This window comes from Pseudomonas nabeulensis, from assembly GCF_004682045.1.
Taxonomy (GTDB): domain Bacteria; phylum Pseudomonadota; class Gammaproteobacteria; order Pseudomonadales; family Pseudomonadaceae; genus Aquipseudomonas; species Aquipseudomonas nabeulensis.
Map to the genome: position 1 here is coordinate 23,246 of NZ_QUZT01000002.1, position 20,229 is coordinate 43,474.

At 61.4% G+C, this 20,229-nt stretch carries 17 protein-coding genes; 5 read left to right on the top strand and 12 right to left on the bottom strand.

Translation table 11 applies throughout. The features are described 5' to 3' along the window. On the bottom strand, positions 1-159 hold the full coding sequence (locus DYL61_RS01575; RefSeq protein ID WP_007904205.1) for a YqaE/Pmp3 family membrane protein: 159 nt from the start codon (positions 157-159) through the stop codon (positions 1-3). Between the two features lie 183 nt (positions 160-342). After that, positions 343-1,605 carry an aspartate aminotransferase family protein gene (locus DYL61_RS01580; RefSeq protein ID WP_135306929.1) on the bottom strand — a complete coding sequence of 421 codons (1,263 nt, stop codon included), beginning with the start codon at positions 1,603-1,605 and terminating at the stop codon, positions 343-345. 209 nt (positions 1,606-1,814) lie between these two features. Here DYL61_RS01580 and DYL61_RS01585 point away from each other — a divergent pair, with 209 nt between their 5' ends. Further along, positions 1,815-2,714, top strand: a complete 900-nt coding sequence (locus tag DYL61_RS01585) for a LysR family transcriptional regulator (RefSeq protein WP_105698173.1) — start codon at positions 1,815-1,817, stop codon at positions 2,712-2,714. A 226-nt stretch (positions 2,715-2,940) separates the two neighbouring features. Here DYL61_RS01585 and DYL61_RS01590 read toward each other — a convergent pair whose 3' ends face one another. The 10 genes from DYL61_RS01590 to bioB all read right to left on the bottom strand — a co-directional run bounded on the left by DYL61_RS01590 (position 2,941) and on the right by bioB (position 15,344). After that, on the bottom strand, positions 2,941-4,719 hold the full coding sequence (locus tag DYL61_RS01590; protein WP_135306930.1) for an acyl-CoA dehydrogenase C-terminal domain-containing protein: 1,779 nt from the start codon (positions 4,717-4,719) through the stop codon (positions 2,941-2,943). Positions 4,720-4,842: 123 nt separating this feature from the next. Next, complete coding sequence (locus tag DYL61_RS01595; protein WP_135306931.1) at positions 4,843-6,612, bottom strand: acyl-CoA dehydrogenase C-terminal domain-containing protein; 1,770 nt, start codon at positions 6,610-6,612, stop codon at positions 4,843-4,845. Positions 6,613-6,702: 90 nt separating this feature from the next. Then, positions 6,703-7,992 (bottom strand): GGDEF domain-containing protein, encoded by a 1,290-nt coding sequence (locus DYL61_RS01600; RefSeq protein ID WP_135306932.1) that lies wholly within the window; start codon positions 7,990-7,992, stop codon positions 6,703-6,705. 207 nt (positions 7,993-8,199) lie between these two features. Further along, positions 8,200-10,005: a phenylacyl-CoA dehydrogenase gene (locus tag DYL61_RS01605; protein WP_105698177.1), complete on the bottom strand. Its 1,806-nt coding sequence runs from the start codon at positions 10,003-10,005 to the stop codon at positions 8,200-8,202. Between the two features lie 333 nt (positions 10,006-10,338). After that, positions 10,339-10,620 carry a pyrroloquinoline quinone biosynthesis protein PqqE gene (locus tag DYL61_RS01610; protein WP_135306933.1) on the bottom strand — a complete coding sequence of 94 codons (282 nt, stop codon included), beginning with the start codon at positions 10,618-10,620 and terminating at the stop codon, positions 10,339-10,341. Between the two features lie 106 nt (positions 10,621-10,726). Next, positions 10,727-11,407: a dethiobiotin synthase gene (gene bioD, locus DYL61_RS01615; protein ID WP_135306934.1), complete on the bottom strand. Its 681-nt coding sequence runs from the start codon at positions 11,405-11,407 to the stop codon at positions 10,727-10,729. Next, the gene (gene bioC, locus DYL61_RS01620) at positions 11,404-12,216 is read right to left on the bottom strand and encodes a malonyl-ACP O-methyltransferase BioC (protein WP_135306935.1); all 813 of its coding nucleotides are present in this window, start codon (positions 12,214-12,216) and stop codon (positions 11,404-11,406) included. The genes bioD and bioC overlap by 4 nt, the downstream gene beginning before the upstream one ends. Then, on the bottom strand, positions 12,209-12,940 hold the full coding sequence (locus DYL61_RS01625) for an alpha/beta fold hydrolase (protein WP_135306936.1): 732 nt from the start codon (positions 12,938-12,940) through the stop codon (positions 12,209-12,211). Before DYL61_RS01625 ends, bioC begins: the two co-directional genes overlap by 8 nt. Next, positions 12,933-14,114 carry an 8-amino-7-oxononanoate synthase gene (gene bioF, locus DYL61_RS01630; protein ID WP_135306937.1) on the bottom strand — a complete coding sequence of 394 codons (1,182 nt, stop codon included), beginning with the start codon at positions 14,112-14,114 and terminating at the stop codon, positions 12,933-12,935. Before bioF ends, DYL61_RS01625 begins: the two co-directional genes overlap by 8 nt. 174 nt (positions 14,115-14,288) lie before the next feature. Further along, positions 14,289-15,344 carry a biotin synthase BioB gene (gene bioB / locus DYL61_RS01635; protein WP_016974158.1) on the bottom strand — a complete coding sequence of 352 codons (1,056 nt, stop codon included), beginning with the start codon at positions 15,342-15,344 and terminating at the stop codon, positions 14,289-14,291. A gap of 92 nt (positions 15,345-15,436) precedes the next feature. Between bioB and DYL61_RS01640 the strand changes: the two genes are divergently transcribed. From DYL61_RS01640 to DYL61_RS01655, 4 genes are all read left to right on the top strand, one after another. Continuing rightward, positions 15,437-16,174: a ComF family protein gene (locus tag DYL61_RS01640; RefSeq protein WP_135306938.1), complete on the top strand. Its 738-nt coding sequence runs from the start codon at positions 15,437-15,439 to the stop codon at positions 16,172-16,174. Between the two features lie 59 nt (positions 16,175-16,233). Beyond that, the gene (locus tag DYL61_RS01645; RefSeq protein WP_135306939.1) at positions 16,234-16,998 is read left to right on the top strand and encodes a TOBE domain-containing protein; all 765 of its coding nucleotides are present in this window, start codon (positions 16,234-16,236) and stop codon (positions 16,996-16,998) included. 81 nt (positions 16,999-17,079) lie between these two features. Continuing rightward, the gene (locus DYL61_RS01650) at positions 17,080-18,978 is read left to right on the top strand and encodes a PhoX family protein (protein ID WP_135306940.1); all 1,899 of its coding nucleotides are present in this window, start codon (positions 17,080-17,082) and stop codon (positions 18,976-18,978) included. A 175-nt stretch (positions 18,979-19,153) separates the two neighbouring features. Beyond that, the gene (locus DYL61_RS01655; protein WP_135306941.1) at positions 19,154-20,128 is read left to right on the top strand and encodes a serine/threonine protein kinase; all 975 of its coding nucleotides are present in this window, start codon (positions 19,154-19,156) and stop codon (positions 20,126-20,128) included. Positions 20,129-20,229 lie beyond the last annotated feature (101 nt).

Genomic DNA, 20,229 nt, shown 5'->3' on the forward strand with positions numbered 1-20,229 from the left:
CTAGCGCTTGGCGATGATATACACCGCATGCACGATGCCGGGAATGTAGCCGCACAGGGTCAGCAGGATGTTCAACCAGAACGCGCCAGCGAAACCCACTTGGAGGAACACACCCAGTGGCGGCAACAGAATCGCGATGATGATACGAATGAAATCCATGGGATCAGCTCCAGAAAATCGGCTCGTGTGAGCCGTGTAGCTAATCGACCTTGGGGGTTCGTGAGGGTTCAGTGGGATCTGGCGTTGGGCCATCTGTTGTTGTGTACACAAAAAAACGCCCCCAGCCAAAAGAATCAGGCCGGAGGCGCCGCGTATACCGCGAGACGGTTCAGGAAATAGGGGTTAAACAGCAATGCCCTTACGGCATTGCAGCTGTGCAGTGCGCACGCGGGAGAAGGCGCGCGCCAGGCGCAGGAGCATTTCGTCGATGTTGCCCTTGCTCACCGTCAACGCCGGGGTGAAGCGCAGGCAGTTGGGTTGCGGAGCATTGAGGATCAGGCCTTCATGCAGCGCCGCTTTTACCACCGCATCCGCAGAATCATCCGACAAGGTCAGGCCCCACATCAGGCCATGGCCGCGCAATTGGCCGTGGTCGTAGCGGTAGGCCAGGCGGGCGAGGCCTTCGCCCAGGTACAGGCCGGATTCGCGTACATGCTCAAAAAAGCCATTCTCTAAAACGGTATCGACTATCGCCAACCCGGCGGATGCCATCAGTGCATTGCCGTGATGGGTGCCTTCCAGTTCACCCACTTCAAAACAACAGGCCTTGCCCCGTGCCAGCAGCGCCGCCACCGGCACGCCGCCGCCCAGGCCTTTGCCAAGGGTGATGATGTCGGCACGTACGCCGTATTGCTGTTCGGCAAGCAAGGTGCCGCAACGGCCGATACCGGTTTGCACTTCATCCAGGATCAGCAGGATGCCCAGCTCGCGGCACAAACGCTCCACGCCTTTGAGGTAGTGCTCGGTCGCCGGGATCACGCCGGCTTCGCCTTGGACGGGTTCGAGCAGGATGGCAACGGTTTGTGCATCGACGGCAGCATGCAGGGCCGGCAAATCATTGAACGGCACATGGCTGAAACCGGGCAGTTGCGGTTCAAAGCGGTTTTCCGGGCCGCCCGCCGAAGCCGACATGGCCGCAAAACTGCGACCGTGGTTACCGGCACTGGCGCTGATGATGCGGTAGGCACCGCCGCGATGGAGCTGGCCCCACTTGCGCGCCAGTTTGATCGCCGCTTCGACGGCTTCCGTTCCACTGTTGAGCAGGTAGGCCTGGTCGCTGCCGGTGCGATGGCACAAGCGCTCGGCGAGGTTGAGTTGAACGCGGTTATGCAGGCTGTTGCCTGGATTGATCAGCGCTTGAGTTTGGTCAGACAGGGCCTTGATCAACACTTGCGGGCTGTGGCCGAGGCTGTTGGCGCCATTGCCCTGGCTGAAATCCAGGTAGGCACGCTCGTCGCTATCCCACAGCCAGGAGCCCTGGCCGCGTACGAAAACCTGCGCAGGCCGCGCAACGGTGGGCATCAGGAACTCATTGGACGGGTTCTCGCTGGAAGCCTCCAGGATCAGATCATCCAGACTCGGCGCAGGGCGACGGAAAAGATTCACAGCTCACCCCCAATAGCAACCGGACCTTGGTCGGTGCGGCAGGCCAGTAGGGCCTTGAGGTTTTTTGCCTTGCCTATGTAAACGCTATCAAGATAAACGCTATTCATTGCCCGATCTGGCCCTGTAAGCCCTGCGAATAGGCGCTAGACTAGGCGCCTCGGGGGCCGTCGGCCATTTCGATTTTCCAGCTTTTTCGATAAGTAACTCTTATGGATTTCAAGCAACTGCGTTATTTCGTCGCGGTGTATGAGGAAGGCCACGTCGGCCGTGCCGCAGAGCGCCTGTCCATCTCCCAACCGGCCCTGTCACAGCAGATTCGCCAGCTGGAGCAGAACCTGGATGTCAGCCTGTTCGAGCGCAGCAGTAAGCGCCTATTACCGACCCTGGCCGCGCACACGTTGTACAACCACGCGCTGCCGCTGATCGATGGCATGCAGCAGGCCGTCGAAGCCCTGGGCAACTTCAAAGGCCAGGCCATGCGCACGTTGGCGATCGGCGTGCTGCAAACCGTGCACACCAGCCTGGTCCCGCAGATGCTTGAACGCGTGCGCAAGGCCCAGCCGCACTTGGTGGTGCAGATCTATGAATTGACGGGGCTTGAGATTGAGCGACGACTGCTGAATGGTTCGCTGGATATCGGCATCAGCTACCTGCCGCCGCGCCAGCCGGGGCTGCATGGTGTGTTGTTGTATGAAGATGAGTTGAAGGTGGTCATCCCCGAAGACCATCCCCTGCGGGAATTCAAGAAGGTCTCGCTGAAACAGGCCGCCGAATTGCCGATGCTACTGTTGGGGGAAGAGTTTCAAGTCCGGCAGATTTGGCAGGGCCAACTGTCCAGCCTCGGACGACGTCCGCAGGTGCAAGCGGAATTGAATACGATGGTGGGGATTCTCGACAGCCTGCCCCATACCAAGCTGGCCACCGTATTACCGGGCCGCTCCCAGGACGAACACAACAGCCAGTCGCTGCTGTGGAAACCCTTGAGTGAACCCAGGGTGCCGTTGAAAGTAGGCTTGGTCTGCCGTGATGTGCAGCGCCAGCAAGCGACGGTGGCGTTATTGCGTACGTTGCTGGAAGACGTGATGAATGCCCCGCAGGCGGGCGCCTGACTTTTTCGCGGGCAAAAGAAAACCCCGCCGAAGCGGGGCTTTGCAGACTGTTTCCCTGACATCCATTTCACTCCGCCGTCCTGGCAGAATCCTACGTGTCCGTGTTGTTGCTTTGCGCTTCCTGCGCGACGTCCATGTGAAGTAGATTAGCCGTGGATCCAATCTGGCGATAGAGGACGATTAGCAGCACGTCATGTAAGAGAATGCTTACATACTCTCCCCACCCTTAAAACAATGCTTCATCCAGCAAGAACAGCGATTCGCTACCGGCTTTTACCGAGGCACTCAGCGAGTGAATACGCGGCAACAGGCGCGCAAAGTAGAAGCGTGCAGTGCCCAACTTGCTCGCGTAGAAGTCTTCCTCGGCCTCTTTGCCCAACGCCGCCTTGGCCATGCGTGCCCACATGTAGGCGTAGGCCATGTATCCAAATGCGTGCAGATACTCCACCGAAGCCGCACCGATTTCATTCGGGTTGGTCTTGGCGCGATCCAGCACCCAGGCAGTCAGTTCATCCAGGTTATCCACTGCTGCGCTCAACGGCTTGGTGAACTCCGCCAGCGTGGCCTCTGCGCTGGCAATAAATGCGCGGATCTCATCGGCAAACAGGGTGTAGAACGCCCCGCCGCTACCCACGATCTTGCGCCCCATCAGGTCCAGCGCCTGAATGCCGTTGGTGCCTTCGTAGATCTGGGTGATGCGCACATCACGCACCAGTTGCTCCTGGCCCCACTCGCGAATGTAACCGTGGCCGCCGAACACTTGCTGGCCCAGCACGGTGGTTTCCAGGCCCAGGTCGCTCAAGAACGCCTTCGCTACCGGCGTCAGCAGCGCAACCAGATTGTCTGCACGTTCACGGGCGGCGGCATCGTCGCTGAACTTGGCGATATCCAATTGAGTGGCGACGTAGGTGGAGAACGCACGACCGCCTTCGTTCGCGGCCTTCATGGTCAGCAACATGCGGCGCACATCGGGGTGGACGATGATCGGGTCGGCGACTTTGTCCTTGGCCTGGGCCCCCAATGGCGAGCGGCTTTGCAGGCGGTCACGCGCGTATTCAATCGCGTTCTGGTACGAACGTTCGCCCGATGCCAGGCCCTGAATGCCAACGCCCAAGCGCTCGTAGTTCATCATGGTGAACATCGCGGCCAACCCACGGTTGGGCTCACCCACCAAATAACCCACGGCACCGTCAAAGTTCATCACACAGGTCGCCGACGCCTGGATGCCCATCTTGTGTTCGATGGAGCCACAGCTCACCAGGTTGCGCGCGCCCAGGCTGCCATCGGCATTGACCATGAACTTCGGCACCAGGAACAACGAAATGCCTTTAGGGCCTGCCGGTGCATCCGGCAGCTTGGCCAGCACCAAGTGGATAATGTTTTCAGTGAGGTCGTGTTCGCCGCCGGTGATGAAGATCTTGGTTCCGCTGATCGTGTAGGAACCGTCTGCCTGTGGCTCGGCCTTGGTCCGAATAATCCCCAGATCCGTCCCGGCGTGCGCTTCGGTCAGGCACATGGAACCGGCCCACTCACCCGAATACATCTTCGGCAGGTAAGTAGCCTTGAGTGCTTCGCTGGCGTGGGTGTTGATCGACACGCAAGCACCGGACGTCAGCATCGGATACAAACCAAACGCCAGGCTCGACGAGTTGATCATCTCTTCGACCTGAGCCGACACCGCCTTGGGCATGCCCATGCCGCCAAAGATCGGATCACCCCCTACACCCACCCAGCCACCCTCGGCATAGGTTTTGTAGGCCTGTGGATAACCATCGGGAGTAAACACCGCCGTGTCCTCCCAACGACAACCCTGCTCATCGCCGCCGCGGCTGATCGGGGCGATGGACTTGGCGGTGACCTTGCCGGCTTCTTCGAGGATGGCCTCTACGGTTTCGGCGTCAACGGTGTCTGCCAACGCCGGCAATTGGGCCCAAGTGGTGGCGACCTCAAACACTTCGTTGAGGACGAAGCGCATATCACGCAGCGGCGCTTTGTAATCAGCCATGGCAAACCTCGTGAGAACGTAAAAAGTAATTCGGTAAGAGTCGGTTTTACAGGCTCAGAGTGTACCCGAACAACTTTTCAGACACATAGGGTCCACTTGTGACTGATCGGTATTTTTAAGTCACTACAGGCCAAATGCCTCCGCAGGCAGACTCATCAGGCATTCACTGCCCGCCTCCACCGCCGCACGGTGGGTGGCGGTGCGTGGCAGCAGGCGCTTGAAGTAGAAGTCGCAGGTGGCCAGCTTGGCCTTGGCGAAATCATCGTCTTGCTGATCAGCCGCCGCGATGGCCATGCGCAGCCACAGGTAGGCGAGCACCACATAGCCGCTGTACATCAAGTAATCCACCGCTGCCGCGCCCACTTCATCGGGGTTCTTCATCGCGGCCATACCGACCTTGGTGGTCAGCTCGCCCCATTCCTGGTTCAACTGATTGAGCTGCGCCACATAAGCCTTGAGCTGTGGATGCTCGGCATTCGCCCCGCAGAACTTATGCACAATCTTGGTAAACCCGCGCAGCAGTTTGCCCTGGCTGCCCAACACTTTGCGCCCCAGCAGGTCGAGGGCCTGGATGCCGTTGGTGCCTTCGTAGATCGGTGCGATGCGGGCGTCGCGGGCCAATTGCTCCATGCCCCATTCGCGGATGTAACCGTGGCCGCCGAAGATCTGCATGCCGTGGTTGGTCACCTCCAGGCCGGTGTCGGTCATAAAGGCTTTGCAGATCGGCGTGAGGAACGCCAGCAGGTCTTCGGCGTCCTGGCGTTGGGTGGCGTCATCGCTCAGGTGTGCGGTGTCGAGCAGTTGCGCAGTGAAGTAGGTCAGCGCGCGGTTGCCTTCGTTGAAGGCTTTCATGGTCAGCAACATGCGGCGAACGTCGGCATGCACGATGATCGGGTCGGCGGCTTTGTCCGGAGCCTTGGCGCCGGTGAGCGAGCGCATTTGCAGGCGATCATTGGCGTATTTGATCGCCCCCTGGAAGCTCGCCTCGCCGTTGCACAGGCCCTGCATGCCGGTGCCCAGGCGTGCGTGGTTCATCATGGTGAACATGCAGTTGAGGCCTTTGTTCGCCTCACCGATCAAAAAGCCCTTGGCGCCGTCGAAGTTCAGCACGCACGTGGCCGAGCCCTTGATGCCCATCTTGTGTTCGATGGAGCCGCAGTGCACCGCGTTGCGCTCGCCGGAGTCGGCGTGGAACTTGGGCACGATAAACAGCGAGATGCCCTTGGTGCCCGCCGGGGCGTCCGGCAACTTGGCCAGCACCAGGTGGATGATATTGGCGCTCATGTCATGTTCGCCGGCCGAGATAAAGATCTTGCTGCCAGTGACCGCGTAACTGCCGTCCGCCTGCGGCACGGCGCGGGTCTTGATCAGGCCCAGGTCAGTGCCGCAATGGGCTTCGGTCAGGCACATGGTGCCGGTCCATTCGCCGGCGGTGAGTTTGCTCAGGAACGTGTCTTTCTGCTCAGCGGTGCCGTGGGCGTGGATCGCCGACATGGCGCCGTGGGTGAGGCCGGGGTACATACCCCAGGAGGTGTTGCTGGAGCCGATCATTTCGCTCAGCACCAACCCCAGCGACTGCGGCAAGCCCTGGCCACCGTAGGCCGGGTCGGCCGCCACGCCATGCCAACCGCCTTCGACATATTGGGCGAAGGCTTCCTTGAAACCCTTGGGTGTGGTGACGACGCCATTGTCGAAATGGCAGCCTTCTTCATCACCGCTGCGGTTCAGCGGCGCGAGCACGTTTTCGCAGAATTTCGCGCCTTCTTCGAGGATCGCATTGACCATATCCGGGCTGGCATCGGTCGCGCCCAATGCAGCGTAGTGGCCGTGGAAATCAAACACATTGTCGATCAGAAAGCGCATGTCGCGCAGGGGAGCTTTGTAGTCAGGCATGGTCATGTCTCCGGCAGCAGATGGGTTCAACCTACTGCCGGGCACGCCACGGGACAATCACTGTAGCGCTGCTGAATACAGCGCCATCACTCAACCGGCAGCGCTTTCCATGCGCACCGCGCCGCGCCGGGTTTGCCCCGCTGCCACCACGCAGTTACGCCCCGCGCCCTTGGCGGCGTACAGCGCCTGGTCGGCAGACTTGAGCACTTCTTCGGGGGTGCGCTGTTCGGCCTGGCGCTCGGCCACACCGATGCTGACCGTCACCGACACACTCGACGCACCACTGCCCACACGGCGCTGGCGCCCTTGGTGGTCGTCCTGGGGACGGTCCGGGTTGCGCAATTTGATGTCGTAGTTGGCGATGATCTCGCGGATCTCCTCCAGGTAAGGCATGCACTCATCCAGGGTCTTGCCGGCAAACACCACGGCGAACTCCTCGCCGCCATAACGATAGGCGCGGCCACCACCGTTGATCTTCGACAGCTTGCTCGCCACCAGCCGCAACACTTGGTCACCCACATCGTGGCCGTGGGTGTCGTTGAAGCGCTTGAAGTGGTCGACATCGCTCATGGCCAGCACGTAATTACGTCCCAGCCGTTGCATCCGCTCGTTGAGCGCGCGACGTCCCGGAATGCCGGTCAGCTCATCGCGGAACGCCATTTGATACGCCTCATGGGCCACGCCGGCGGCAATCATCAGCATGACCTGGCTGCACATGATGTTGAGGGTGAACGGCAGGATGAAGGTTTGCGGCAACATCCAGAACATCCCCAGCAGCCCCACCAGTTGCGCCGCATGCAGCGGGCGCGGCTGGTACCAATACTGCGCCGCCAGGGTCAGGAAACCGATCAGGAACATCGGGTACGACAACTGGATCAGGCTCATCCAGGTGCCATGCAGCGCCGGCCAGCGGATCTCTGCCAGCCAGTTCAACAGCGCCTGGGGATAACTTTGCTCCAGCGCCAACGCCACGCTGCCCACCGCAAACAGCACCGCACAGCGTGCGACAAAGTCGCGGAACAGGTGGGTTTTTTCCTGCCACACCCCGTAGATGCTGAACAGCAGCGGCAGCAACAGACAACAGAGGTGAAAGACCACGGCGGCGTCTTCGCGCACGCGCCCGTTGTCGCGGTAGTAGTCAGTCTGGGTATCGAGCAGGAAGTAGGCGATGTACACCGTGATCATCAGGAACAGTTCACGCTGACGCCGGTACACCGCGCAGTACGAGCCGCCGAGCAACAACACCAGGGTCGGCAAGACATTGAACAGCGAGGTGAAGAAAACGTTGAGGTCCTTGACGTACGCCGCGCAAAGCCCGGCCAGCAAAAGCAGCAACGAAGGAAGAAAATGACTTAGACGTACAGCGGACACGCGCGACAAGGGTAAAACTCCGACCCGCAAAAAATGATGGCAATATGCCTTGATGCGGACAGTTAAGCACAACCTGCCGTGCATGTATCACATTGCCATCACTGTAACGGCAGCCCGTCGCAATCCCTGAGCGCTTTACTGCGGTTTTTTATCGCACACAAAAAAGCCGCCGCTCCTGGCAAGAAGCGGCGGCTCTGGAAGGGAACCCGGTAAGGCTTAGTAAGCCAGGCCGAAGTGCTCTTCGTTCATGTCCATCAGGTTATTGGCGCCCGACAGCATGGTGGCTTTGTGAGTCTGGGTACGCGGCAGGATGCGCTGGAAGTAGAAACGCGCAGTCTGTAGCTTGGCGGTGTAGAACGCCTCTTCGGTGGTGCCGGCTGCCAGTTTTTCCGCCGCCAGGCGCGCCATGTCGGCCCAGAAGTACGCCAGGCAGGCGTAACCGGAGTACATCAGGTAATCCACCGAGGCGGCACCGACTTCTTCGCGGTCTTTCATCGCGGCCATGCCGACCTTCATGGTCAACTCGCCCCACTCTTTGTTCAGTGCCGCCAGCGGTGCAACGAACTCTTTGACGGCTTCGTTGCCTTCGTTGGCCTGGCAGAACTTGTGCACGATCTTGGTGAAGCCCTTGAGCGCTTCGCCTTGGGTCATCAGCACTTTGCGGCCCAGCAAGTCCAGGGCCTGGATGCCGGTGGTGCCTTCGTACAGCATGGAAATGCGGCTGTCGCGAACGTTCTGCTCCATGCCCCACTCGGCGATAAAGCCGTGGCCACCGTAGATCTGCACGCCGTGGTTGGCGGATTCAAAACCGACTTCGGTCATGAACGCCTTGGCGATCGGGGTCATGAACGCCAGCAGGCCGTCGGCTTGCTTCTTGGCTTCGTCGTCGGTGCCGTACTTGACGATGTCCACTTGCTTGGCGGTGAAGTACACCATTGCACGGTTGCCTTCGGCGAAGGCTTTCATGGTCAGCAGCATGCGGCGCACGTCAGGGTGCACGATGATCGGGTCAGCAGCTTTGTCCGGTGCTTTCGGGCCGGTCAGGGAGCGCATTTGCAGGCGATCACGAGCGTATTTGAGGCCGCCCTGGAAGCCGATCTCGGCGTGGGACAGGCCTTGCAGCGCGGTGCCCAGGCGAGCGGTGTTCATAAAGGTGAACATGCAGTTCAAGCCTTTGTTCGCCGGGCCGATCAGGAAACCGGTGGCCGCGTCGAAGTTCATCACGCAGGTGGCGTTGCCGTGGATGCCCATCTTGTGTTCCAGGGAACCACAGGTCACCGCGTTGCGCTCACCCACCGAACCGTCGGCGTTGGGCAGGAATTTCGGCACGATAAACAGCGAGATGCCTTTGGTGCCAGCCGGTGCATCCGGCAGGCGGGCCAGTACGATGTGGACGATATTGTCGGCCATGTCGTGTTCACCGGCCGAGATGAAGATCTTGGTGCCGGAGACTTTGTAGGAACCGTCGGCCTGAGGCTCGGCCTTGGTGCGCAGCATGCCCAGGTCGGTGCCGCAGTGCGGCTCGGTCAGGCACATGGTGCCGGTCCATTCGCCCGAGACCAGTTTGGTCAGGTAGGCGTCTTGCTGCTCAGGGGTGCCGTGCTCGGAGATGGTGTTCATCGCACCATGGGACAGGCCTGGGTACATGCCCCACGACCAGTTGGCGGCGCCGACCATTTCGCTGACTGCCAGGCCCAGGGACTCCGGCAGGCCTTGGCCGCCGTGCTCCACGTCGTGGGCCAGGCTTGGCCAGCCGCCTTCGACGAATTGTTTGTAGGCTTCTTTGAAGCCCGTAGGGGTCTTAACGCCTGACTCACTCCAGGTGCAGCCTTCGATGTCGCCCACGCGGTTCAGCGGTGCCAGTACTTGCTCACAAAACTTGGCGCCTTCTTCAAGAATGGCGTCAACCATGTCCGGGGTAGCGTCCTGGCAAGCCGGCAGGCTCTGATAGTGCGCTTCATAGCCAAGCAGTTCGTCACGAACGAAGCGAATATCACGCAAGGGGGCCTTGTAGTCAGGCATAGCGATAAACCTCTGCTGATGTATCTGGAATGAACAACCGCGTGGATTTGTTATGGCGGTCAAACAGGTGTTTGAAACATACGTTTACGACCTAGGGATGTCAAGACGCCGTTTGTCATGCCACGAATCCATGGCGCACACGGCTACGCCTGCGGTGGGTTGCCACAGCAACGGGAGTGTAGAAGTTCTAGAAGACGACGCTGGGCAAATGTGGGAGGGGCGGTGCGACGACTCGACTTGCTCCCGATAGCGGTGGGTCAGTCATGCATGTACTGACTGTCACCCTGCTATCGGGAGCAAGCCCCCTCCCACATTAAGAGCGCAGACCTGGGTTTAAGCGTAGGTATCGATCAACGTACCCAGCATTTCATCCGAAGCCTTGGCGACCTTTGCCCCCAGCTCCACCTGAAATTTACCTTCGGCCATCTCGACCATATTGCTCGCCGAGTTCGAAGGTTGGGCACTGTCACTGGCGCGAAGACGGTCAACCTGTGCATCCGAGGGCTGGTTCGTCGCCGCACTGGCGATTTTACCGGCGGCCTGGTCGACACGGTTCTGCCCGGTCTGAATGGTGCTCAGGCCCGAATAAAACGCGCTGCTTCCAGAGATGTCCATGGCGTAAGCCTGCCTTTAGAGAATCGTGAACGCTGATTGAAGCAGAGAACCTGGCAAAACGCCCGTCAAAAACACTAATGGCATAATGCCTTGGCGATAGCCAAAATTAGTCAAGGAGGTCCAATTGCAGGTATTGCGCTACCGCTTCAGCACCGGCCTGCTTGAGTTTCGGCACGCGGCCCAGGCACGGGGCAGGCAAGCGCTCGGCCAGGGTGGCAAGGTTCTCTTCCAGACGAGAGGTCTTGGGGTCGATGATATTCGCCACCCAACCCGCCAGCTGCAAACCATCGCGCGCAATGGCTTCGGCAGTCAGCAATGCATGGCTGATACAACCCAGGCGCACCCCCACCACCAGGATCACCGGCAGTTTGAGCGCCATGGCCAGGTCCGACAGGTTTGCCTGATCAGCCAACGGCACACGCCAACCGCCAGCGCCTTCGATCAAGGTGAAATCCGCGTCCTTGGCCAAGATCTGCTGCATCGGCTTGAGCAACGACTGCACCGTCAACGCCACACCCGCCTCCCGTGCCGCCAGATGGGGTGCGATGGCCGGCTCGAACGCCACCGGGTTGACCTCGGCGTAACTCAGCGGCAATGAACATTCGGCCAGCAACGCGAGGGCATCGGCATTGCGCAAGCCCTTGGGGGTTACCTGACAGCCGGAGGCGACGGGCTTGCCAGCGGCGGTGCTTTTCCCGGCTTGCCGTGCTGCATGCAACAGGCCAGCGGCAACGGTGGTCTTGCCCACATCGGTGTCGGTGCCGGTGATGAAATAAGCGACGCTCATAGCGGTTTCTCCAGTACGGCGTACACCACTTGGTACGTGGCGGGCAGGCCCTGGGCCTGACGGAACTGCTCGTAAGCGGCCACCAGTGCAACAATCCGTGCGCGCCCCGTCAACCCTCCGGGCCGCCCCGGATTAAGGTTATGTGCACCCAACGCCTTCAATTCATGGGTCAGGCTGCGCACATCCGGGTAGTGCAGCACATGGGGACGGCGCTCCAGGCTCACCACCCGCAGGCCGCTCGCCGCGCACAATTGCTGATAAGCCTCGAAGGTGCGGAAGCGATTGACGTGAACCAGCCCATCCGCCGCGCGCCAGCTTTCGCGCAGCTCATCCAGCGTGCCCTCGCACAGGCTGGCAAAGGCCAGTACCCCGCCAGGTTGCAGCACCCGATAGGCCTCACTGAGTACCGCGTCGAAGTTTGCACACCACTGCACTGCCAGGCTGGAGAAGATCAACCCGCAGCTTGCGTCCTGCAATGGCAAACGCTCGGCATCACCGGCGATGAAGTGCGCCGCGCCCCCCAAAGGGCGGGCGTGATTGAGCATGCCCTCGGCAATATCCAGCGCCACACCCTGGCTGGCCGGTAGCAATTCATTCAGCACACGGCTGAAATAACCCGTGCCACAGCCCATATCCAACCAGCGTTGCGGCGCAATATTCGGCGGGAGACGGGCCAGCAATTCACCGCCCACCGCGCGCTGCAACTCGGCGACGCTGTCGTAGCTGGCCGCCGCACGGGAAAACGATGCAGCCACTTGGCGCTTGTCCGGCAAGGCGCCCGGCAGCAAGGGATGGGATAGATCAGTCATCAACACACTCATGCAAAAAAGCCTGGATGGCCCCCGCAACACCGTGGGGATCTTCCAGAAGAAACGCGTGACCGGCCTGTTCAATCAGACCGATTTCTACATCGGGGAGCAGGGTCAGCAGGTGGCTGGCGGCTTCGGCGGGCACCAGTTCGTCCATGCCGGCAAACAGATGCAGTTGCGGCCCGCGATAGGCCAACAAGGCTTCGCGGGTGTCCAGTTGCGCCAGCAGTTCAAGACCGGCCATCAACGCACTGGGCGATGCATTCGGCGCACCGCTGACCAGCAAACGTGCCAGCCCGCGCGGGTCCTCGGCGCCCTTGGCGCACAGCAGGCCGAAGCGCTTGAGGGTGACTTGGGAGTCAGCATGACAACCGGCAAGGAACGCATCGAACGTCTCGGCCGGCATCGCGCTCGGCCAGCCGTCATGTGCCACAAAACACGGGTTGCTGGCCAGGGTCAGCAGGCCGCAGCAGCGTTCGCCGCGTCGGGCTGCCAGCTCGGACGCAAGCATGCCACCCAGGGACCAACCGCCCAGCCAGGCGTTGTCCGGCAGCGTGGCGTCGAGTTCGTCCAACCATTCATCGAGGTCGCTGGCGTCCAGCGCGGGCAGCGGCTCGACCTGCACCCGCAGATGCTCGTCCAAACCCTGCAATGCCGCGGCCAAAGGCTCCAGCGGCGACACGCCGAGGCCCCAGCCGGGCAGCAATATCAGTCGATCACGCATGGTTGGGCTCCGTGGCGCCTAACAAGCGGAAACACTCTTCCAATGCGTTTAACAATAGCTGCACCTGCGCGTCGGTGTGGGCGGCCGTCAATGTCACCCGCAGACGGGCGCTACCCGCCGGCACGGTCGGCGGGCGGATCGCGGTCACCATCAGCCCGCGTTCGCGCAGCATCTGCGACAGGCGCACGGCCCTGGCGCTGTCGCCGATCAGGATCGGTTGGATCGGCGTAAAGCTGTCCATCAAATCCAGGCCGAGCTGCTCGGCGCCCTGGCGGAACTGGCGGATCAGGCCATTGAGGTGTTCACGGCGCCAATGCTCGGTGCGCAGCAACTCCAGGCTTTTCAAGGTGGCACAGGCCAATGCCGGCGGCTGGCTGGTGGTGTAGATATAGGGCCGGGCGAATTGGATCAGGCTTTCGATCAGTTCCTCACTGCCGGCCACAAATGCGCCGGCGGTGCCGAAGGCCTTGCCAAGGGTGCCGACCAGAACCGGCACGTCGTCCTGGCTCAAGCCGAAATGCTCGACGATCCCGCCGCCGTTCGCGCCCAGCGGGCCGAACCCGTGGGCGTCATCCACCATCAACCAGGCGCCTTTGGCCCGGGTTTCACGGGCCAGCGCGGGCAAGTCGGCCACGTCGCCGTCCATGCTGAAGACGCCGTCGGTGACCACCAATGTATTGCCGGTGGCTTTCTCCAGGCGCTTGGCCAGGCTGTCGGCGTCGTTGTGCAGGTAGCGATTGAAACGCGCACCGGAGAGCAAGCCGGCATCCAGCAACGAGGCGTGGTTAAGACGGTCTTCCAGCACCGTATCGCCCTGCCCTACCAGCGCGGTGACGGCACCGAGGTTGGCCATGTAGCCGGTGGTAAACAGCAATGCACGGGGACGGCCAGTCAGGTCGGCCAGGGCTTCTTCCAGTTCATGGTGCGGCGTCGCATGCCCGACCACCAAATGCGAAGCCCCACCGCCCACGCCCCAACGGGAAGCGCCGGCGCGCCAGGCTTCGATCACTTGTGGGTGATTGGCCAACCCCAGATAGTCGTTGTTGCAGAACGCGAGCAACGGCTGGCCATCCACCACCACTTGCGGGCCCTGGGGGCTTTCCAGCAGTGGGCGTTGGCGATAAAGATGTTCGGCACGGCGGGCAGCGAGGCGCGCGGAGAGATCGAAAGACATGCAGGCCTCGGAATTCAGGGTAAACGCGGTCAAACAGGAGGCAGGGACCCCATGTGGGAGGGGGCTTGCCCCCGATGAGGGTGTATCAGTCGATACAACAGTGACCGGTCCACCGCCATCGGGGGCAAGCCCCCTCCCACACAAGCCCCCTCCCACATTTGAATCGCATTTCAATCACACAACGGCGTTATAGAACTGCTCGCTGCTCTTCTGCTCCACCAACGCCTGCTCGATCGCCGCCTGATGCACCTCATCGGCATGCTCTTCGCGAGCCTCCGGCAAGATCCCCAGGCGCGAGAACAGTTGCATGTCCTTGTCCGCCTGCGGGTTGGCGGTGGTCAGCAGTTTGTCGCCATAGAAGATCGAGTTGGCACCGGCAAAAAACGCCAGGGCCTGCATCTGCTCATTCATCGCTTCACGGCCGGCCGACAGGCGTACGTGGGACTGCGGCATCAAGATGCGCGCCACGGCCAGCATGCGGATGAAGTCGAACGGGTCGATGTCCTCGGCATTCTCCAGCGGCGTGCCGGCCACCTTCACCAGCATGTTGATCGGCACCGACTCCGGATGCTCCGGCAAGTTGGCCAGTTGGATCAACAGGTTGGCGCGGTCATCAAGGGACTCGCCCATGCCGAGGATGCCGCCGGAGCAGATCTTCATCCCCGAATCGCGCACGTAGGCCAGGGTTTGCAGGCGCTCGCTGTAGGTGCGGGTGGTGATGATGCTGCCGTAGAACTCCGGCGAGGTATCGAGGTTGTGGTTGTAGTAGTCCAGGCCGGCCTGGGCCAGGGCTTCGGTCTGGTCCTGGTCCAGACGACCCAGGGTCATGCAGGTTTCCAGGCCCATGGCCTTCACGCCTTTGACCATCTGCAACACGTAGGGCATGTCTTTGGCCGACGGGTGCTTCCAGGCAGCGCCCATGCAGAAACGGGTCGAGCCGATGGCCTTGGCGCGGGCAGCCTCTTCGAGGACCTTCTGCACTTCCATCAGCTTTTCTTTTTCCAGGCCGGTGTTGTAGTGGCCCGACTGCGGACAATATTTGCAATCTTCCGGGCAGGCGCCGGTCTTGATCGACAGCAGGGTCGACACTTGCACACGGTTGGCGTCGAAATGCGCGCGGTGCACGGTCTGCGCCTGGAACAGCAAGTCGTTGAACGGCTGCACAAACAGTGCCTTGACTTCGGCGAGAGACCAATCGTGACGCAGGGTGGCGGAGGTGCTGGCGCTCATGGGCGATTCCTTGATTATGCTTTGGCAAGCGCTGCGGGAAGGGCAATACCCACAGGCACGACACGGATGCTCGGCATATTTAAGGAAGATTCATGCACTGTCAACCAACCAGCAAACAACCGGTTTACATCTGGTTAAAAAACGAACACACCTGTTTAATCTGCGATGAACCGACAGATTCAACCGATTGTGTGTGCAACGTCTGCGAAACCGAGCTGCCTTGGTTGATGGAGCAATGCGAGGTATGCGCCCTGCCCCTGCCGATGAACGGTTTAATCTGTGGCCCATGTGTGAAACAACCGCCCTCTTTTAAACACGTGATCGCGCCCTGGTCCTACAGCTTTCCCGTCGACAGCCTGATCAGCCGCTTCAAGCACCAGGCACGCTGGCCGTTTGGGCAACTACTCGCGCGCTTGCTAGGGCGGCACCTGCAACATCGCTATGACAACACCGCACTCCCCCGCCCCGACTGCCTGCTGCCGGTGCCCATGGCCCGCAAGCGCCTGCGCGAACGCGGCTATAACCAAGCCTTGATGCTGGCGAAGTGGCTGAGCGAAGACCTCGCTATCGCCCAAGATGAACACCTGTTGTTACGCCCCCATGAAACCGTCGCGCAACAAGCCCTGGATGCCAAGACCCGCAAACGTAACCTGCTCAACGCCTTTACCTTGGCCCCCGACGCACCCGTGCAAGGCCGTCACTTCGCGTTGGTGGACGATGTGCTCACCACCGGCGCCACCGCCCACAGCCTGGCGCGTTTGCTGATGAACGCGGGAGCGCGACGGGTCGATGTGTACTGCCTAGCCCGCACGCCCAAACCGGGCACCTGACTTGACGCGGGCATCACCTTGCCCGCAACGTTTGGCCCATCTCATAAAAGCGTATCGCCATGTCTCTGCCCACGTCCCTCAGCCAACACATCATCCGCCGCCCCCAGCGCATTGCCCTGCTGGGGCATATCGCCGAACAGGGTTCCATCACCCGCGCGGCCAAGAGTGCCGGCCTGAGCTACAAGGCCGCCTGGGACGCCATCGATGAGCTGAATAACCTGGCGCAAAAACCGCTGGTGCAACGCAGCGTCGGCGGCAAGGGCGGTGGCGGCGCCAAACTGACGGCCGAGGGCGAGCGGGTGTTGCGCCTCTATCAGCGACTGCAAGTATTGCAGGCCGAAATACTCGGCTCCGACGAAGCCGCCAGCGACTTCAACCTGCTGGGCCGCTTGATGCTGCGCACCAGCGCACGCAACCAACTGCACGGCCAAGTCATCGCGATTGAAAGCTATGGCCGCAACGACCTGATCCGCCTGCAATTGGCCGGTGGGCTGACGCTGGCGGCACAAATCACCCACGACAGCACGCAACGGCTGGAACTGGAAACCGGCGTGGAAGTGGTCGCGCTGATCAAGGCCGGCTGGCTGGAATTGCTCGCCATCGGGCAAGCAGCAACACCTGGACACAATTGCATGAGCGGCGTGATCGAGACGATTCTCGACGCCGACGACGGCCCCAGCGAAGTGCGCATCGCCCTGCCCAACAACCAGGTTTTATGCGCCCTGGCGCAGCCTGCCGCGCTCCGCGCCCTGACTGCCCGCGAAGGCCAGCCGATCCAGGTGCAATTCGCCCCCAGCAATGTGCTGTTGGGTACGCCGGTGTAGCCAACGCCCACCGTCAAACTGCAACAATTCCGTCACTCACGCTCCTTAAGGTGTTCGCAAAAAGCACTCAAGGAGCCTGAGATGAGCCTGTTAGAAGAGAACCAAGCCACCGACCTTGAACAGATGGTCGGCCTCACCCGCCGTCGTTTCATCGGCGCCGGCGCCCTGTGCGGTGCCGCGATGTTCCTCGGCGGCAACCTGCTGAGCCGCAGCGCCCTGGCCGTCAACGCCGCCAGCGCCAGCCCGTTGTTGGGCTTCACCAGCATCGCCGCCGCGACCAGCGACGCCATTACCTTGCCGCCCGGCTACAGCGCTTCGGTGCTGATCAGCTGGGGCCAGCCGCTGAGCAAACACGCCCCGGCCTTCGACCCCTCCGGCAACGGCACCGCCAAGGCCCAGGAACAGCAGTTCGGCGACCACAACGACGGCATGAGCCTGTTCCCGTTCCCCGGTGACAACAACCGTGCGCTGATGGCGATCAACAACGAATACACCAACTACCGCTACCTCTACGCCCACGGCGGCATGCCGCAATCGGCCGAAGAGGTACGCAAGGCCCAGGCCAGCGAAGGCGTGTCGGTGATCGAAGTGCGGCGCCAGGGCGACACCTGGCAGTTCGTGCAGGACTCGCGCTACAACCGACGCATCCACGGCAACTCGCCGATCCGTCTCGGCGGCCCGGCTGCCGGCCACGCCTGGCTGAAGACCAGCGCCGATAAAGCCGGCAAGAACGCCCTCGGCACCTTCCAGAACTGCGCCAATGGCCAGACTCCCTGGGGCACTTACCTGACCTGCGAAGAGAACTTCACTGACTGCTTCGGCAGCAGCAACCCACAGCAGACCTTCGACGCCGGGCAAAAGCGCTACGGTGTGGTGGCCGCCAGCAAAGAGATCAACTGGCACCTGCACGACCCGCGATTCGACATCGCCAAGAACCCCAACGAACTCAATCGCCACGGCTGGGTGGTGGAGATCGACCCGTTCGATCCCAAATCCACACCGGTCAAGCGCACTGCGCTGGGCCGCTTCAAGCACGAGAACGCCGCCCTGGCAGAAACCCGCGACGGCCGCGCCGTGGTGTATATGGGCGACGACGAGCGCGGTGAGTTCATCTACAAATTCGTCAGTCGCGATCAAATCAACCACCACAACCCCAAGGCCAATAAAGACCTGCTCGATCACGGCACCTTGTACGTAGCGATCTTCGACGCGGGCGACGGCAACGCCGACCACCCCAAGGGCAAAGGCCAGTGGGTCGAGCTGACCCATGGCAAAAATGGCATTGATGCCAGTACCGGGTTCAACAGCCAGGCCGAAGTGCTGATCCACGCGCGCATGGCCGCCAGCGTGGTGAAGGCCACACGCATGGACCGCCCGGAATGGATCGTGGTCAGTCCCATCGACGGCCAGGTCTATTGCACCCTCACCAACAACGCCAAGCGCGGTGAAGACGGCCAGCCAGTCGGCGGGCCTAACCCCCGTGAGAAAAACGTCTACGGCCAGATCCTGCGCTGGAAGGCCGATGCCGATAACCATGGCTCCAGCGAGTTTTCCTGGGACCTGTTCGTGGTGGCCGGCAATCCTGAGGTGCATGCAGGCAAGCCGAAGGGTGGCTCGTCGAATATCAACCCGCAGAATATGTTCAACAGCCCGGATGGCTTGGGTTTCGACAAGGCCGGTCGCCTGTGGATTCTGACGGATGGGGACTACAGCAATGCCGGGGATTTCGCGGGGATGGGCAATAACCAGATGCTCTGCGCCGACCCGCAAACCGGGGAAATCCGCCGTTTCATGGTAGGACCGGTGGCGTGTGAGGTGACTGGTATCAGCTTCTCGCCGGATCAGAAGACGCTGTTTGTGGGGATTCAGCATCCCGGCGAAACCGGCGGGTCGACCTGGCCGGAGCATTTGCCGAACGGCAAGCCGCGGTCGTCAGTGATGGCGATTCGGCGGGATGATGGTGGGATAGTCGGCGCCTGATAGGGCCTCATCGGGGGCAAGTCGAATCGTCGCACCGCCCCTCCCACACTTGATTGGCGGCGCGGTCAAAATGTGGGAGAGGGCTTGCCCCCGATGGCGTCCGCACAGCCACCACCTATCTATGCTGTTACCATACCCGGCCACACGCGGCGCCCTGCTGCGCGCAGGAGTTTCCATGGCCCACCCGTTTGAAACACTCACCCCAGACCTGGTACTCGACGCCGTCGAAAGCATCGGTTTCCTCAGCGACGCTCGCGTCCTGGCGCTCAACAGCTACGAAAACCGCGTCTACCAGGTGGGCATCGAAGACTCCGAACCGTTGATCGCCAAGTTCTACCGCCCCCAGCGTTGGACCAACGAGGCGATCCTCGAAGAACACCGCTTTACCTTCGAACTGGCCGAATGCGACGTGCCGGTGGTGGCGCCCCTTATCCACAACGGCGAAAGCCTGTTCGAACACCAGGGTTTCCGTTTCACCCTGTTCCCGCGTCGTGGCGGTCGTGCGCCGGAGCCAGGCAATCTCGATCAGCTCTATCGCCTCGGACAGCTGCTGGGCCGTTTGCATGCGGTGGGTTCCACCCGTCCGTTTGAACACCGCGAAGCCCTGGGGGTGAAGAACTTCGGTCACGACTCCCTTACCACGTTGCTGGAAGGCAATTTCATTCCCAAGAGCCTGCTGCCCGCCTATGAGTCTGTCACCCGCGACCTGCTCAAGCGCGTGGAAGATGTCTACAACGCCACCCCGCACACGAACATCCGCATGCACGGCGATTGCCACCCCGGCAACATGATGTGCCGCGACGAGATGTTCCACATCGTCGACCTGGACGACTGCCGCATGGGCCCGGCGGTGCAGGACCTGTGGATGATGCTCGCCGGGGATCGCCAGGAATGCCTGGGGCAGCTGTCGGAATTGATGGACGGTTATCAAGAATTCCATGACTTCGACCCGCGCGAATTGGCACTGATCGAACCGCTGCGCGCCCTGCGCCTGATGCACTACAGCGCCTGGCTGGCGCGGCGTTGGGATGACCCGGCGTTTCCCCACAGCTTCCCGTGGTTTGGCAGTGAGCGGTATTGGGGGGATCAGGTGTTGGCGTTGCGCGAGCAATTGGCGGCCCTCAACGAAGAACCCCTGAAACTCTTCTGACCTGTCGAGTTAAATGTGGGAGGGGGCTTGCCCCCGATTGCAGTCTGCCAGTTGATACATCTGTGACTGACACACAGCAATCGGGGGCAAGCCCCCTCCCA